Below are 15,679 nucleotides of genomic sequence, written 5' to 3'. Positions count from 1 at the left end.
GATAAGTGCCAGACGCGACTCGAAAAATTGTCTCTACGCAGAAATTTTCGTCAAATACCGCGTGAGCCTTGCAAAAATCAGGACTTCTGCATGGGCGCGCGGGAGGTAGCCGGTGGCGGTCCTAGGCTACGCACGGGTCAGTACTGTCGGTCAGGAACTCGATATCCAATTGGAACGGCTGAGGGAGGCCGGGTGTGAGTATGTCTTCTCCGAAAAGGAGAGCGGCGCAAATGATCATCGGCGGATCCTGAACCGGATGCTGCGCAAGTTACGGTCCGGGGACGTCGTGATTGTTTCTGCCCTGGACCGATTGACCCGGGGAGGTCCCTTCAAGATGCTTACTGTCCTTGATGAGATCACCAGGCGTGGCGCAAGCTACAAGTCACTGGCAGAGCCATGGGCCGATACCACGCACGACTTCGGTGAGGTGCTGGCGGCGCTGATCGGTTACATTGCGCGCAAGACCCGGGAGGACATCATCAGGCGCACGAGCGCAGGCCGCGAACGGGCCCGGGCGCTTGGTGTTAAATTCGGCCGCCGCCCGAAAATGACCGCGATGGAACGGAAGGATGCGCTGGAGCGATGCCTGGCTGGAGAGTCCCAGAAGGCCATTGCGCGGGACTACAAGGTCAGTTGCTCGACAATCTCGCGGCTGAGGTCAAAAGGCTCCCGTCGGCCGGGCATGGCGGCGAATGGGCCTTCGGACGAGCCGCGAGGCGGTCCCTGTCCGCTTGCAGGCCTAAGTGATGCTCGGCGCTAAAGGTGTACGCGCTTTGGCGTCGGCTAAAGCCGGCGGCCAAAGGCGAGCAGCAATCTTATCGGCGGACGGCCTTCTCCAAAGCTGAGGCTACGAACTTGTTGAGACTGACGCCGGCACGTCTGGCGGCGGTGGACACGTCCTTGTGCAAGGCTGGGTCGGTGCGCACGACGAACTGGCCGGAGAACGGTTTGTCTGGCTCCTCGCCACGCTCCTTGCAAAAAGCCAGGTAATCGTCAATGGATCCGGCAAGAGCCTTCTTCAGCTCGGCCACGGATTTGCCCTGGAAAGTGATCACGTCGCGAAGGTCGGCGACTTCGCCGTGAAAAATCTCGGCATCCTCGTCGTATTCGACTACTGCCTCATACCCTTTGTAACTCATCGTCGTCATGGCTCTATCCCTGATTCAGTCAGAAAGCGGCGCACGGATTTCACGGCACCCTTGTCGGTCTCCTTCTGCGGGTGCGGCCGGTGAAAAACCGCGCGCACGTCGTTAAGGGCGACCCGGACTCGCGACCCGCTCCCTTCGCTGATCTCAGCGCCACAAGCCCGGAAAAGGCCTTCAATGTCGCTCCAGGTAATGCTGGCGCGCTCGGGCGAGGCAAAGATCGCGTCCAAGGTAGCTCGGTGCTTCCCACTTAACTCCACATAGTATCATATTCCAGTATCGCGGCAACAGTTCCTGACAGGGATCCTCTTTGCGATGTACCGGGTGGCGACGTGCCTGCCCGAACGGCAGGCAGGCATGAGGTTACTTGGCTTCGACGATAGTGTCCTGCCAGCAGGCGTCTTCCTGCGTTAGTTAGAGTGATGGGACTCCTCGTGACAGCTGCCGTGTTCGTGCAGAACGTTGCTTCGCTTTATGAGGATTGGAGGCGCCAACTACCCAACAAAGATCCTTATTGAGTGATGCAAGCCTGGAGCGCGTCCGCAAACCGTTGGCGCAGCCGTTCCACCTGCCCGGATTGCAGGGCAGGCGAGTCCAATGCGAAGCGCATCGTTGTCAGGCCGAGAACGCACGCCGCCAGGAGCGCCGCCCGGCCTGATGCGTCCTTGCCGCCGAGGTGTTTAGCCAGTGGTGCGACGAAGCTGGCGTGCAGGCTCGCGGAGAGGATTGGCGCTGCGACAGGACTGGCCGCGGAGCGCAGCAGAAAGCGGAAAGCGTCGAAATCGTCCGGCGTGGAAGGCACAACGTTCGGCCCCAGCAGGAAATCCGCGACCAGCCGCCCCAAATCCTCTTTTGGCCCTTGGAAAGCCGGCTCCAGTACGAAGGCATTCCCGGCGACTTCCCGAAACAGGGCCTCTTTCGAACCGAACAGCCTGATGACGATGGCCGCATCGGTGCCGGCACGGGCCGCGATCTCGCGCAAACCGACATGATCGAACCCGGCCTGGCAGAACGCAGTTCGCGCGACCTGGAGCACCCGCGTGCGGGTCTGCGCGGATGAGGATCGCGGAGGCTTTGTCCGATCCCGTTTCGGATTATCAACGGCCGTTGACAATGACTGGTCCTTCCTGCAACGTGAACATCAACACCTGTTGATAACACATTCGACGGCAACCGCCATGCCGCAAGAGGCATCATGAAGATTATCCTGACCGGCGCCACGGGCTTCGTGGGCTCCCATGTCCTGGCACACCTCATCGCCGATCCGCATATAACGGGGGTGACCTGCATCAGTCGTCGCCCGGTGGCGTCGGATTCGCCAAAGGTGACGACCATCCTGCAGGACGATTTTCTGTCATACGGTCCGGCACTGTTCGACCGGCTTGCCGAGCACGACGCCTGCATCTGGGCGCTGGGCGGCAAGGCATCGGATCTCGGCGAGCCCGAGGCGTTTGCCCGTATCACCCATGATTTTACCCTGGCACTGGCGGAGGGCATCGCCGGGCGAGCCCGCGGCACATTCACGTTCTGCTACCTGAGCGGGATGGGTGCCGACCCTACGGAGACTGCCAAGCTGCCGTGGGAAAAGCTGACCCGCCATTTCAAGGGGCGGACGGAGAAAGACCTGTTTGTCCTGCAGCAGCGAAACCCGGTCTTTTGTACCCACGCGTTTCGTCCGGGCGGCATCCTGCCCGACCATGCGAACCGGTTGCTGCGGTTCGGCCTGGCGCCCATCGTGGTCAGCGTCGGCGAACTCTCGGAGGCGATGATCGCGGGCGCGGTGGATAAGCGCCTGTTCCGGCAGTGGCCGGTCATCGGCAACGGCGACATCAAACGGCTTGCCAAACACCGACTGCCGGCCCGCTCTCGCTGATCGGCGCTCCGTTCATCAGACCATCCAGCCGTACCGACCTTCGTCAGTCACTGGCCGCGCAACAGGATCGCGGGGATTAACCGCGGCAGTCATCTCATGAGCGGTCCCCCACCGGTGCTGCTGCGGACGCGGTGATCTGCCGGATGGTTCGGCCATTCCATCGATGGACCCGCACTCAGCCGCGATTGTGCATCCGGATCGTTCCTTCCTGTCTCTCCGCGGGGCCCCTGACCTTGCTTGTCGGCTGACCTGACGGAGATTTCCGTCCGCCGCAAGGGGCAAGCCCTCGCGCAGGCGCGCCCTGCGGGTGCGGCGGCCGTCTCTCCCCGTCTCTCCGGTCGCCGGCAAGGCCAGGGGGCCGCCAGCAAAGGAGAGACAGATGAGCAAGGAACGTTTCGATATTCACCAGCACCTGACCGACCGCATCGTCGCGGCGATCGAGGCCGGGGCAGGCCAATGGCAGATGCCGTGGCACCGGGGCAGCGGCGGGCGTCATCCGGTCAACATTGCCTCCGGTAACAAGTACCGCGGCGTCAACGTCCTTGGCCTGTGGGTCGAGGCCCAGGTGAACAGCTATGGCTCGCATCTCTGGGGCACGTTCCGCCAATGGCAGGCCGCCGGCGCCACCGTCCGCAAGGGCCAGAAGGCCTCCTACGTCGTTTTCTACAAGGAGATCGAGGTCGACGCCGATGATGAGTGCGAAAACGATTCCAAACGCCGCCTATTCGCCCGGGCGACACCGGTGTTCAACGCCGATCAGGTCGATGGCTTCGGGGCGCCCGCAGTTGAAACGCCGGTCGAGGGCGTCGGGACCGCTGATGCCTTCATTGCCCGCACCGGCGCGACCATTGTCCACGGCGGGAGCAGGGCGTGCTTCATTCCGTCCCTGGATGAAATCCGGATGCCCGAGCGCACCGCGTTCACGGGATCTGCCACGTCAACGGCCACCGAGGCCTACTACGCGACGGTGCTGCATGAGCTCACCCACTGGACGGCCCCTTCCCATCGGTGCAATCGCGACCTGTCCGGCCGGTTCGGCACCGAGGCCTACGCGATGGAAGAGCTTGTCGCCGAGCTGGGCGCCGCTTTTCTCTGCGCAGAGCTCGGGATCAGCGTCGAGCCGCGTCCTGACCATGCGCAGTATCTGGCGCATTGGCTGAACGTCCTGAAGGCCGACAAGCGGGCCATCTTCACCGCCGCGTCCAAGGCCGCCGAGGCCTGCGCGTACCTGACAGGGTGAGCCGGGGAGATACCTTTTCCCGGCAGATCAGGTACAACTACCGCTCGGCATACCTGTGGTCGAAGAGTCGAATGACACCTTTCACGAAGCGCTTGGGAAATCCTGTCTTTTCAGCGGGGGGCGCGTAAGCCTTGATCCGTTGCGTTGTAATGATCGCGTAGAGTTCTTTCGGTGAACGGCTTCCCAGCTCCTGCAGGTCGCGATAGTTCGCCAAAAAATCCAAAATACCCGGTCGCAGTCGACTCTTGTCGTTGGGGTCGCGCGTCTTAAGCCGACGCTCGAGATCGAGCTTGGTCAGCTCTATGGCGTGCTTGCGCCATTCCGCTTCCCGATCCTGTTTGTCGCGGGCTCCAAGGAACGGCGTGACGACCAGTTTTCCGATGACTGCCGTTGCGATCGCACCCGCGCATGTCGCCAACGACGAAAACGCCGCGAGCGTGCCGGGGCTCAATGTCCCTAGTTCCTCAAGGAAGGTCATCGCAAGTCACGCGGTACTGAAACCGGAGTTGTCCGTGGATGCTGCGATCGTGAATTCCTGTTGTACAAATTCTCCCCGGGCGTCCTTTGCGGTGATGGTCAGTCTGGCCCCGATAGCGTCGGGAATCTCGATGGTCTCGTGGCAAGGAGGATCGGGACAGTCGATTGAGTAAATTTGCCGGCCGTTGATGAGGACGGTGATTTCGATCGGTGCCGTCCCGTCGGTTATGGAAAATCTGAAAGTTCGGTTGGCGTAAGGAGGTGATAATGTCGAGATTTCCATGGCGGACCTCGCAATCGCTAGATTCAATATTTCAGGGTACAAAATCCTCTTCGTCGTGAACCCCGTCCAGGGTCTGGACCTGTGAGTTTAAAAAGTGGGGTTAGCTTACATATACCGCGCGGCCGGTAAAAGCTCAAAACTGCAAACAGACCCGGCGCTGTCCAGATCGGGCCCCCTGATTTGTCATACAGGAAGCGCGTAGCTTAGACGTTGCGCAGCCGGATATCCGGTACGTTTGATGCCGTGCTAAAGAGGAAAGCCGCGAGGCATGGCGCTGCCAGATACACAACCAAAAGAAGGAGCGATGCCATGCACCTGTGCGGTACGCTCGCTGTGTGGTGGCGACGATTGCAGGTCTTCCTCGCAATCAGCGTTCGCCTCAAATAGCGAGAGGGGCCGCTAGCACGGCCCCTTCTCATTGTGCGGTCGTGATCTGTGGGGCCGGTTAGATACTTAGGCGTATGCCAGGGGAGCGCAAATCTCCAAGCGCGGCCCCGCGTTCCTGTGCACCGAGTTCGGGGGGCGTTGAGCCGCCACCTCACCATCCGCAGTGGCTGGCGCATTGGCGGGAAGTCCTGAAAACCGATGAGCACGTTATTTCCGCTGCCGTGTCCAAAGTCAGGATGTATCATTGTACCGAGATAGAGGTGCGACTTACCGTTGTTGTCGTTCGGCGCGACGCATAGATCGAATTTGTTTGTTCCCAAATCGCTTTGAAATAAAACGAGATAGGTTAATGCAGCCGTTACGGGACATGATTCCCACCGGGTCTGGAGATCGCCAAATGGATAACATCTTCAGTAACGCGAATGCCGTCTCTTTCAGCATTGGTGTTGTCTCTGGCATTGCATCAAACCTGATTTTTCAAATATTTTGGAGCATGTATCAGGTTCATAAAATTAGAAAGAAGCAGATCCCAATCGATATTGAAGGCGATTGGGGAGAATACATTGAACATTCCGTAACGGAAGGCGGCCTAGCTCACCAATACAGTTTTGGAAAAATATACCGTGATGAGTCTAGGGGTATGTATTTATTCGACGGGACGAATTATCGAAATGACGGTAGCCAATTTTGTCACTGGCAGACAATTACGAGTTACTTAGATATTCAACAAAAAAGGTACCTCTACATCTTCGCTGCTCAAATGGATGGGGAGTCCGACAAAACCTATTACGGATTCGGGGTTATCAGTCTCGCCCAGGACGCGCAGGGGCACCTTGTCCCGATCCAGGGGCATTATAACTCAGCCAACATCGACAACAAAACGATGCCTCATACGATGTTGAGGGTGAGTGGCTTTGGTTACTCGGGAGAGGAGACTGGACAAAAAATAATCGATTTCATCAATACGCGGAGATGTCCGGATTCGCCGAAAATCATCAATATGTCGCGGCCGTGATCTGAGAAGTCGTACGTTAAGAACGCCGGTATTGAATGCGCGATTGAGAACTTGCGCAGACATACGTCCACCGCCGTCGACAGCGTGGCAACAATGGGCGAGGCATGGCGCTGCCAGATACAACCAAAAGAAGGAGCGATGCCATGCACCTGTGCGGTACGCTCGCTGTGTGGTGGTGACGATTGCAGGTCGTCCTCGCAATCAGCGTTCGCCTCAAATAGCGAGAGGGGCCGCTAGCACGGCCCCTTCTCAATACACAACCGCTTGAAGCGATGTTTCCCCTATGAGTCAAAATTTTGTATACGTCAAGATGTTGACGATCTGCCCCGGGAGCGGGTCATGGTCTTTGGGTGGCTGAAGGCGCGCCGCGAAAAGGCCGCGCTGGTCGAGGCGGATGCGGACGCACTTCTGTGCGGCTACAAGGAGCTCGCGTACGAGGAAGCGCGCCGCCGGGCGCGTGAGGCTGAGCACACCGCCGTCGTTGACGGAAACCGGCCTCGCGGTCATTGGGACCGCGTCAGGGACGTCATCGCCCGCCGCACCGGGCGAGATGGCCTCGATACCGCAACGCGGTATGTCGGGCATTAGCCTGGCCGACCGAAGGCGGCAGAATCCGCCGTTCAATTCCCCGCCCTAAGTTGCCTTGCGTCTGTCCCCCGGTTGCGGTTGGATCGGTGCTGGTACCGAGCGCGGGAGAGGGCGAATGCGCCGGGTTGTGTCATGGTTAGCTGGGAGTACGTGCCTCGCGGGGCTGATCGCCTTGGGCATCGGGGTTGGCGCGCCTCACTCAACGCCGCCGCAACCAGTGCCGCCCGTCAAATACCTGGCCACCCCCGGTCTCTCGGCTGCCCCGGCGAAACAATCACCCGTGGTCCAAAGAGCGGATGTCGCGGCCGCCACTCCGCGTCCGGTTACGGTTTTGCCGCCTTCGATCGAATCCCTTCCCCCGCAGAAGTCAGGGGAGAAGCAAGAGGGGGCAGTGGTCGCAAAACCCCCAAAGGAACTGTTGACCGCCGCCGCTGTCGCGGCGCTGATCATCGCCGCAAGCCGCAGTGCCTATCATGCGACGGGCCGTCCCTGTGCCTGCCCGGATGATCGAATGCGGAACGGCCGAGCTTGCGGCGGCAGGAGTGCATATTCCCGACCAGGGGGCGCAGCACCTCTTTGCTATGCCCACGATGTCACGGCATCAATGGTTGACGAATACCGCAAGAGGGTAGCGTCACGATAGGACGAGACTCCCTCCTGCGCCCCCGGCGCTCGACGGCGTTATGGATGAACAGGCGACTCGGCCGATGGGCTGTCAAGCGAGGCCGAGGATACGATCGATCGGAACCGCTCAAGTATCTCACCGTGGTTTTGGGCCAAATAGCGCTCGATCTTGCGATTGCTGATCAATTTCGACAGGTAGCCAGAGGCGATCACGAGGTTCAGGATGTCCTCGCCGTACGAGGTCTCAATCGCTTTAAAATCGCGTTGCAGAGTCTCCATCTCCCTTTCCATCCGGGCCATTTGCTCTGAGGTCATTCCCGCGACTTTCTTCGGAGTGTCCGGCTTCGCAAGATCAGCTTGCTTCGTCGCAGCTAGAATGGCCTTCGCATAGCTGGATGAGAAGTTCGATGCGGATTGCATGAGTTCGGCGGCCTCGATTTGCCGCATGGGACGCATCTTGCGCAGGACATCGAAGGTCACCGGGTTCACGGCCCTATCCTTGAGCATATCGACAACTTCGGGACAGACGCCATTCAACAGCGAGCGGCGCCGCTGAATATGCTGGATATTGACGTTCAGGGCCTTGGCAAGCTTCTCTTCGGACACCCCGCGTTCGAGGGCGCGTGTGATCATGAAGTGCTCCTGGACCGTGGCAAGATGGTTGATACGCTTATTGTAGGTAAATGCCTCATCATCAAAAGCCATGATGCAGCGGACGGATGTCTCGCCGAGGTCCATCAGGATCGCGCGACGGGCGTGTCCATCGAGCAACAGATATTTGCCGTTTCCATCAGGACGCTGAGACACGACCAGAGGCTCTATGACGCCGATCTCGGCGACGGATTGCGCAATCCTGCGATACTTGGTCAAACTCTTGATCGCGTCAGGCACCTGCTTGAGCGGCAAAATCGACGCAATGGGAAGCACCACGATATTTTGCTCGAAGGCGATTTTTACATCCGGGGGCTCTGTTTTCATATTCCCGTTCCTCCCACCCGTTCGGCCAACGGACGTGGCAGGCTGTGCAGTTCCTCTGCGCGCAGCAAAGTAACAAATGGCGTATCGTTCAACAGGCTTTTCATGGCGTTGACCACGAAAAGCAAACGTCCCTGCGCCAGCGTAGCCCTCTTGATGAGCAATTTTTGACGATCGGTTTCCTTGCGGTAGGCTCGAATGAGGGCGCCGGAGGTAACCGATCTTTTGAATGGCGGCCGTTTGCCGATCGAATGAAGTCCCTTGCCGGTCAAGTTGCGCTGCTCGATGATTTTTCGAATGGCAAGTACCTGCTTTCCGGGAATTGATCCGTTTTCGTAGGCGTCGGCCAAGGCGGTCTGAACGTCACTCTCTTTGGCCCGGGCAATTTCGATCGCGATGGAGTACGGAATGACGCCTTTCTCGACGCCGGTGAGGATGCGTTCCTCGCCATGCTCGAGCAGATAGCAAAGGGCATAGACATATTCCGCGCTGAAGTCCGTCTTGGCCGCGATCTGGTTGATCGAATATCCGCGTTTCTTGAGATTGCCGATCTCTTGGATCAACTCCATGGAAGAATGGTGCCGCCGCGCCAGATTCTCCACCAGACTCATGACGAAACAATCTTCCTCGGAGGCTTCGACCACCACCGCCGGAATTTCCTCCTGGCGTAGGGCAATAAAGGCCTCCAGGCGTCCCTGGCCACAGACAAGATCAAACCTGCCGCTGCCATTGCGCCGGCTGACGGTGATAGGCTTTTTCAGACCAAGATTGGCAATGCTGGTGACCAGCTCTTTGAACCCGCGCTTGTTGCGGACCCTCGGGTTGAGGATCGTGATTGCCGAGATCGGAACTTTGACGATGGCAGGGGTGATGTCGTTCATGCGGCCGCTCCCAGGTCGTCGCGGGTGCTCAATCGAAAGAGCATATCGAGGTTGTCGAACCGATACGCGTCCAGACGGAGGCCGTTTTCCTCAGCCAGTTTCAGCTTATCGGTCGTGATATCAATGCTGGGCAGGAGATAGTAATCCAACGCCGTCTCATTGGTTCCATCCATGCGTACTGCGATACTGATGTCGGGTCTCAGGCTGGCGTCGAGACGAATTTTCCACCTCAAAGAACCCGCGCTTGTGCGAAGGGAACGAGCGATAATGATTGAGGCGGTGAACTCGCCGTTGACCGTCAGAACGTCAGTCAACGGATCCAGCTCGACGACGCCTCCGCAATCTCGGATCCCGGCGATGGTCTGTCGCAGGATATCAGGATACATCGAGCGAAGTGCGCGGTTCGTTTCCAAGTATCGGAAATCGCGATCCGGCTTGTAACCCACCAACTGGTAGGCGCGAAGAAGGCTGCCAAAACGCGCGCGGTAGATCGAACTGGACGGCATGTCGTCAACCTCGTCGATGACGAGACCTGACAAGTATCCTTTGTCACTCAGAAGCGACGATAAGCGCCTCAACATGTCCTCGTCGCTGAAATGCTTGCAGCGTTCGTCGATGATGCTGCTGGCGGCGGCGAACAGACCGGCCTCTATCACGCCCTCAAAGGCATTCTCGGCACGGACCCATATCTCTTGCGGATTAACCACCCGCTTTTGCTTCAATTTGAAAGATACGCGGTTATAGACGTTGTTTCCGATATACTTTTCGTTGGTCAGGATCTGGTGGATCGTTCCCCGCGACCAGGGGCGCCCGAATTCATTGGATATTCCTTCCCGATTCAATTCTGCCGCGATCTCAGATTCCGCGTTACGTCCGATCACGAAGCTTTGGTAGATGCGGCGAATGATCCCGACCTCATTGGGCGGACCCGGCGTGAGGATGACCCGGTCTGTCTGGAGGCTCTTGTATTCCCCTCGGGCCAGGTCTGCCTTGGGGCGCCCGTGTTCGTCGATCAGTGTCCGGCGTAGGCCATATCCAGGTGAGCCGCCCTGCCGGTAACCAAGAGTCACCAGTTTGCATTGTCCTTTGAAAACCCTCGCTGACAGGTCCCGGCTATATTCGCCGGCCATCGCGCGCTTCATGTTCTTGATGATCGTCGAGGTGAGACTGCCGTCATTCTCGAATTGCTCGGCGCAGTATAAGACGCGGATGCCCGCTTCCTTACAGATGTACTCGTAGTAGGCGCTTTCGTCCGCGTCCTGAAAACGTCCCCAGCGGCTGATGTCATAGACAAGAATGGCGGCGAAGCCGGCCGACCCGTCGCGAACGTCCTTGATCAGGGTCTTGAGCGCATCACGGCCGTCGAGGCTCAGGCCGCTACGCCCCTCGTCGGCGTAGGTCTTGATGATCGTGAATCCACGTCTCGCCGCATAGGCGGCGATGACGTCGGCCTGATTTTCAGTTGAGTATTTTTGATGCTCGGTGGACATGCGCACGTATTGAGCGGCTGGGATTGGGCCGTCCGGAAATGCGTCGGCCGGTACTTGCCTGGAACGTCGCACGTCATGGCTACTCGGTCATCGATCAACCGGAATTCCAGTTGAGCGTCCTTTGGGTTCCTTCAGCGTAACCAAGGGAGACGCCGAATGTCGCCTACAAAAACAGACCGAAAGAGTCAGTCCGGGCCCGGAAAAGAGATTCCGGATCAAAAGGAATATTTTCAAAACACGCGATTCGCTCAGGTGATCGCAGACGCGCTGCATCGGGAGTTCGGACAGCACAACTCATCAATCAAAGCAGTGGTCAACCTGACTCACGCCAATGAACGGGCCGTCAAAAACTGGTTTCTGGCGAAAAACGGTCCGACTGGTGAACATCTGGTCGACCTGGTCCGGACCTCTGATGCCGTTTTGGAGGCCGTTCTCCAGCTTTCCTGCAGACAGGACCTGGTGGTGGCAAAGAAGCTCGCCGATTCAAAGGAGGTCTTACTGGAGATCTTCAAGCTGATAGGAGAGTTGCAGGCCGTTGCCTAACGGATTTGAGCAATTTTTTTTGCGCGCCTGCGAGGCGGGTCGAAATAAGCCGAGATCCGTAGTTTCCGACCTGCCATCGCAAGTGCTCCAGAGAAGCTCTTATGATGACGCTCTCAGGGCTCATGACCCGCGGGTAAAATGAGCTATGGTCGGGCTTGGTGGTGAAGGGCCTCGAAGCAGCAAAACATCCGGCAATATTGGCGGTCTGTGGAGGCTTATGCCACTGATTTTGGAAAAATTTATCGTTCGTACGAACCGCAAAATCACCATTAGGTATTTGAGCAACGGGGTCTCCCCGATAGACAGCGATTCTATTGAAGTCGTGTGTTGGACATGTCGGGGCCTGACGATGGTCAAGCAAATGATAACACAGGTATTTTTCAACGGCTTTGCCGTATGACGAGATTAAAGCCTCTATTCTCTGCAAAAAATGAATAGAATATTGTTGCGCTTGAGGAGAATTGGTTCCATATTCTCTGCAAAGGATGCAGAGAATAATGGCATACATTCACGAGATTCAGGGGTGGCCGGAGTTAACCTGGAGCGGCGAGCAGCTTTCGGAGCAGCTTGCGGCTGTACGCCATAAGCAGGGCAGGCTCATCGGACGGATGGAGCATTTGGGCTTCAACCTCAGGGCTGAAGCCGCCTTGCAGACGCTCACTGAAGAAGTCGTCAAATCCAGCGAGATAGAAGGCGAGGTTCTCGACAGGGAGCAGGTTCGTTCATCTATCGCGCGACGGTTAGGGATGGATATAGGCGCGCTCGCGCCCGCAGATCGACACGTTGAAGGCGTCGTCGAAATGATCCTCGACGCCACGGAAAAGTACAGCGAAGGCCTCACAGCGGAGCGCCTGTTCGGCTGGCATGCGGCGCTATTCCCTACGGGGCGCAGCGGAATGAGTAAAATTGTCGTTGGGGCATGGCGTACCGAACAATCCGGTCCCATGCAGGTCGTATCCGGCCCTATTGGTCGTGAAAATGTTCATTACGAAGCCCCGGCTGCTGGTCGGCTCGAAACTGAAATGCAGCGCTTCCTGGAGTGGTTTAACGCCTCTAGCCGCATTGACCCTGTCCTGAAGGCCGGGGTTGCCCATCTGTGGTTTGTGACGATCCACCCGTTCGAGGACGGCAATGGGCGCATTGCACGTGCGATTGCGGATCTGGCGCTCGCAAGGTCCGAAAACAGCGTCCAGCGGTTCTACAGCATGTCCGCGCAGATCCGGAAGGAACGCAAATCCTACTACGACATTCTAGAGCACACACAGAAGGGTGGGCTTGATATCACGCCTTGGCTGGAGTGGTTCTTTGGCTGCCTGGACCGCGCGTTTGATGGTGCGGACGTCATATTGGCCAATGTCCTCGGTAAAGCTCGGTTCTGGGAGCTGCATGCAGGGCAGTCCTTGAACGATAGGCAACGTCTCGTGATCAATCGGTTACTCGATGGATTTGAAGGCAAACTGACTTCTTCCAAATGGGCCAAGCTGGCGAAGGTCTCCCAGGCGACCGCAGCTCGTGATATTGATGAACTCATCGCGCGTGAGATTTTGCAGAAGGATTCAGCTGGTGGTCGAAGCACGAGCTACTCGCTTATTGTCCCAAAGGGAGAGTATAGGTCATGAGCAGCTTCCCGTAAGAGGAATGCGCGCTGCCTGCGGCAATCCGTTTGCCAACCTCAAGCGACAAGACCTGGAAATGTGTGTTTTGCCTGAAGGGCGGCATTTAGTGAGCGCAGAGCGCCTTGCACGCAGTTTGACAATAAGTCATCATCGACGACAACGACACACTCAGGAATTGATCCGCGTGAGCGTCAACAAAGTTATATTAACGACTGATCGCCGATGAACGTTTCTTCTGAGCTAAGTCGACAATTCCAGGCCATTTGGAACCGGGCTTCCAACACTTATGTTAGACAGGAGATAACTTCAGCCCTTGTTGAAAAGTGGGCGACAGCCTTTGGTATTCATGATGCGATCGTCGAGGAGTCTTCGGTGGGCCGCTTCGTTGCCATTCCGGTCGTTGTCCTGCGGACGGGTGACACGCGGGCCATCTTCCCGAAAGTGCCATACCGCAAGGATTCAGCCTGGCAATCGCGAAGGTTGGCCATGGATGCTCAGGCGGCCCTATGGGCGAAAGCTGAGTGGTTTAGTCCGCTGTGGGTAGGGATGGCTGATGCCAGCAAGCTCCTTCGCGATATTCGCCAAGCTTCCGGGGAGCGGGCGATCAAACTGTTCCACTATCACACATCAACCCTCTACACTGTGCCTTTCCAAGCTGTGTGCATTGCACAGATACTCTCCCAGGCCCCCAGCTTGAAGGAGCTCGTTCCCCTCGCGCGCGAGGCATACTTGGCGTTCTATAGCGGCCATCGTGCGTCGAGCATCGCTGCCCTGATCCCGGCGCTTGAGGGTGGATTGTCGCGCATCCTGCCGCATGCAGGCACCGACCCGCTCTTCGTCAGGATTGATCGAATCTTCGATAAGGCCATCGACACGGCGAGCGAGTGGCATTTTGAGATGCGAGGAGAAGATAGAACGTGGGTACCTCGGGAGTATCTGACTTGCGATTATTTGTTTTCCCAAGACGAGGTCGTGTTCGCTCTTGAGACCTATCGCCGTTGGCTGAAGACCTCATTCTTCGCGGATACGGAACGTTATGACGGTCCGACGGCGCTCAACCGGCATATGTTTGCGCACAACACGCATTTGTCCTGGCAGCAATCGTCGAACTTTGAGCGGTTGGTTGTCGCTTTGGCGACGCTTGGATTCGTTGAGTCCTGGTATGACGGCACGCACGCCATTTCTCCATTCTTCCCGAAGATGAATGAGGATAGCAAACTGCTCTGGCAACAAGCTCTGCTGCGCGGCAATCTGCAAGGAGCTGTTAAGCGGATTGAGGAGAAGCACTATCACGAGAGCGGCCGCCTGGTGCCAGAATTGCCGACCGACGACGGCGTCCTTCTCCGTAAGGCAGTCTTGGTGCAGGAGTGTATGCGTGACCTTGTCCGACCGTTGCGAGACGCCGGCTGGAGCATAGAAGTTGGAGATCCGGACGATCGCGCGCTCTTCATGATTGTGCGGGCTAGGGCAGTTGATCGTCGTCTAAAGGTGGCACTGCTTTACAGCTGTGCGACAGCGAATACTCTTTACCAAGAGCTTGCAGAAACGTGCGATGCGATCTTGTATGTGGGTGCGCCGTATAACCAGTCTCAGTATGCTTACAACATCTCTGTCCATGTTGGGCCGGTACTTGGCTGGCAACCGCCGCGCGCGTCCGGTCGACGAAAGCCCATTTGGAAGATAGGAGAATGTTTGTTGCGGGCTCTCCGGGCAGTCTTTAGATCGATGCCGCGACGAACGACGTCCGAGCGCCACTGACCGCTTTGCAAGCCGGAATCCGCTTGAGCCGATGGGGCATGCCTTCGCCTTGACGTTCAGCACATACAGGCAGTGATGCTGGTCGCTGATGAATCAGACAGATCGTTGCTAGATGTGGAGCCTCAACAGGTTGTCCTCGGACAGACCGAGTTGGGTGATTGGTGTTTGTCATTTTATCCCGCCGTGGGGCCGATGTCAGTTGTATCTGTGCAGCCAGACCGGCAGTTCCTGGGCGCGGTGTTGTGAGGTCGGATAGGCCTGGGCATAGGCCCATTCCCTGAGCGCGCTTGGAATCAAACGTTCGGCCTTGCCGTTGGTCTTGGGCGTATAGGGCCTGGTGCGGATATGCTTGAGGCCGAGCGCCCGGCATGCGTCGCGGAAATCGAAGGATTTGTAGCAACTGCTGTTGTCGGTCATGACGCGGCTGACGGTGACGCCGAGGCTTTCGTAATAGGCCAGCGCGGCGCGCAGAAACGCCACGGCGCTGACGGCCTTCTCGTCGGGCATGATTTGCGAGAATGCGACGCGCGAGGCGTAGTCGATGCAGACATGGACGAACTCCTAACCCTAGGGAAGGTGTAGAGACTAGACGGGCAGCACCTAAAGCGACTCAGCTACGGTGAAGGGATAGTCCAGACCACGAACGCCAGGTGGCGGCGGCGAAAGCCGAAGTGGCACGAAAATCCGTTGGGGATTCCCCATCCCGGTTCGATTCCGGGCACCCGCACCAAGTTGGTAAGTTCATAAAATAACTGAAAGAAGAGAAATGCTAACCAGCGGTTAG

General features: G+C 57.8%; 16 protein-coding genes and 1 pseudogene. 8 read left to right on the top strand and 9 right to left on the bottom strand.

Going from position 1 to position 15,679, the window contains the following annotated elements; translation table 11 throughout:
- The first annotated feature begins 112 nt into the window (after positions 1-112).
- Positions 113-760, top strand: a complete 648-nt coding sequence (locus VGC77_RS12330; protein ID WP_331171857.1) for a recombinase family protein — start codon at positions 113-115, stop codon at positions 758-760.
- Between the two features lie 55 nt (positions 761-815).
- On the opposite strand, the gene VGC77_RS12325 is transcribed toward VGC77_RS12330, so the two are convergent.
- From VGC77_RS12325 to VGC77_RS12315, 3 genes are all read right to left on the bottom strand, one after another.
- Positions 816-1,148: a type II toxin-antitoxin system HicB family antitoxin gene (locus tag VGC77_RS12325; RefSeq protein ID WP_331171856.1), complete on the bottom strand. Its 333-nt coding sequence runs from the start codon at positions 1,146-1,148 to the stop codon at positions 816-818.
- Positions 1,145-1,375, bottom strand: coding sequence for a type II toxin-antitoxin system HicA family toxin (locus VGC77_RS12320; protein ID WP_331171855.1), 231 nt, complete (start codon positions 1,373-1,375; stop codon positions 1,145-1,147). Before VGC77_RS12320 ends, VGC77_RS12325 begins: the two co-directional genes overlap by 4 nt.
- 281 nt (positions 1,376-1,656) lie before the next feature.
- Positions 1,657-2,259: a TetR/AcrR family transcriptional regulator gene (locus VGC77_RS12315; RefSeq protein ID WP_331171854.1), complete on the bottom strand. Its 603-nt coding sequence runs from the start codon at positions 2,257-2,259 to the stop codon at positions 1,657-1,659.
- Between the two features lie 81 nt (positions 2,260-2,340).
- Here VGC77_RS12315 and VGC77_RS12310 point away from each other — a divergent pair, with 81 nt between their 5' ends.
- A complete protein-coding gene (locus VGC77_RS12310) occupies positions 2,341-3,018 on the top strand; it encodes an NAD-dependent epimerase/dehydratase family protein (protein ID WP_331171853.1) in 678 nt (225 codons plus the stop codon).
- A gap of 379 nt (positions 3,019-3,397) precedes the next feature.
- On the top strand, positions 3,398-4,258 hold the full coding sequence (locus VGC77_RS12305; protein ID WP_331171852.1) for an ArdC family protein: 861 nt from the start codon (positions 3,398-3,400) through the stop codon (positions 4,256-4,258).
- A gap of 37 nt (positions 4,259-4,295) precedes the next feature.
- On the opposite strand, the gene VGC77_RS12300 is transcribed toward VGC77_RS12305, so the two are convergent.
- Both VGC77_RS12300 and VGC77_RS12295 read right to left on the bottom strand, forming a co-directional pair.
- The gene (locus VGC77_RS12300; protein WP_331171851.1) at positions 4,296-4,736 is read right to left on the bottom strand and encodes a hypothetical protein; all 441 of its coding nucleotides are present in this window, start codon (positions 4,734-4,736) and stop codon (positions 4,296-4,298) included.
- 6 nt (positions 4,737-4,742) lie between these two features.
- The gene (locus VGC77_RS12295) at positions 4,743-5,018 is read right to left on the bottom strand and encodes a hypothetical protein (protein WP_331171850.1); all 276 of its coding nucleotides are present in this window, start codon (positions 5,016-5,018) and stop codon (positions 4,743-4,745) included.
- Between the two features lie 784 nt (positions 5,019-5,802).
- Here VGC77_RS12295 and VGC77_RS12290 point away from each other — a divergent pair.
- Positions 5,803-6,420, top strand: coding sequence for a hypothetical protein (locus tag VGC77_RS12290; protein WP_331171849.1), 618 nt, complete (start codon positions 5,803-5,805; stop codon positions 6,418-6,420).
- A gap of 339 nt (positions 6,421-6,759) precedes the next feature.
- On the top strand, positions 6,760-7,008 hold the full coding sequence (locus VGC77_RS12285; RefSeq protein WP_331171848.1) for a hypothetical protein: 249 nt from the start codon (positions 6,760-6,762) through the stop codon (positions 7,006-7,008).
- 681 nt (positions 7,009-7,689) lie between these two features.
- Here the strand turns inward: VGC77_RS12285 and VGC77_RS12280 are convergent.
- From VGC77_RS12280 to VGC77_RS12270, 3 genes are read right to left on the bottom strand one after another with little or no spacing between them, the layout of a single operon-like run.
- A complete protein-coding gene (locus VGC77_RS12280) occupies positions 7,690-8,610 on the bottom strand; it encodes a plasmid partitioning protein RepB C-terminal domain-containing protein (RefSeq protein WP_331171847.1) in 921 nt (306 codons plus the stop codon).
- Entirely contained in the window at positions 8,607-9,488 is an 882-nt protein-coding gene (locus tag VGC77_RS12275) for a plasmid partitioning protein RepB C-terminal domain-containing protein (protein ID WP_331171846.1), read from the bottom strand. The genes VGC77_RS12280 and VGC77_RS12275 overlap by 4 nt, the downstream gene beginning before the upstream one ends.
- Complete coding sequence (locus VGC77_RS12270; protein ID WP_331171845.1) at positions 9,485-11,050, bottom strand: recombinase family protein; 1,566 nt, start codon at positions 11,048-11,050, stop codon at positions 9,485-9,487. Before VGC77_RS12270 ends, VGC77_RS12275 begins: the two co-directional genes overlap by 4 nt.
- An 84-nt stretch (positions 11,051-11,134) precedes the next feature.
- Between VGC77_RS12270 and VGC77_RS12265 the strand changes: the two genes are divergently transcribed.
- From VGC77_RS12265 to VGC77_RS12255, 3 genes are all read left to right on the top strand, one after another.
- The gene (locus VGC77_RS12265) at positions 11,135-11,521 is read left to right on the top strand and encodes a hypothetical protein (protein ID WP_331171844.1); all 387 of its coding nucleotides are present in this window, start codon (positions 11,135-11,137) and stop codon (positions 11,519-11,521) included.
- Positions 11,522-12,018: 497 nt separating this feature from the next.
- On the top strand, positions 12,019-13,140 hold the full coding sequence (locus tag VGC77_RS12260) for a Fic family protein (protein WP_331171843.1): 1,122 nt from the start codon (positions 12,019-12,021) through the stop codon (positions 13,138-13,140).
- A gap of 219 nt (positions 13,141-13,359) precedes the next feature.
- Positions 13,360-14,895 (top strand): hypothetical protein, encoded by a 1,536-nt coding sequence (locus tag VGC77_RS12255; RefSeq protein WP_331171842.1) that lies wholly within the window; start codon positions 13,360-13,362, stop codon positions 14,893-14,895.
- Positions 14,896-15,063: 168 nt separating this feature from the next.
- Here the strand turns inward: VGC77_RS12255 and VGC77_RS12250 are convergent.
- Positions 15,064-15,456, bottom strand: a pseudogene (locus VGC77_RS12250) (integrase core domain-containing protein); the annotation flags it as partial.
- Positions 15,457-15,679: the final 223 nt, after the last annotated feature.

This window comes from Rhodopseudomonas sp. (assembly GCF_036404135.1).
Taxonomy (GTDB): Bacteria; Pseudomonadota; Alphaproteobacteria; order Rhizobiales; family Xanthobacteraceae; genus Rhodopseudomonas_A.
Note: the sequence above shows the minus strand (reverse complement) of the source record. Positions and strands in the feature narration are given on the sequence as shown.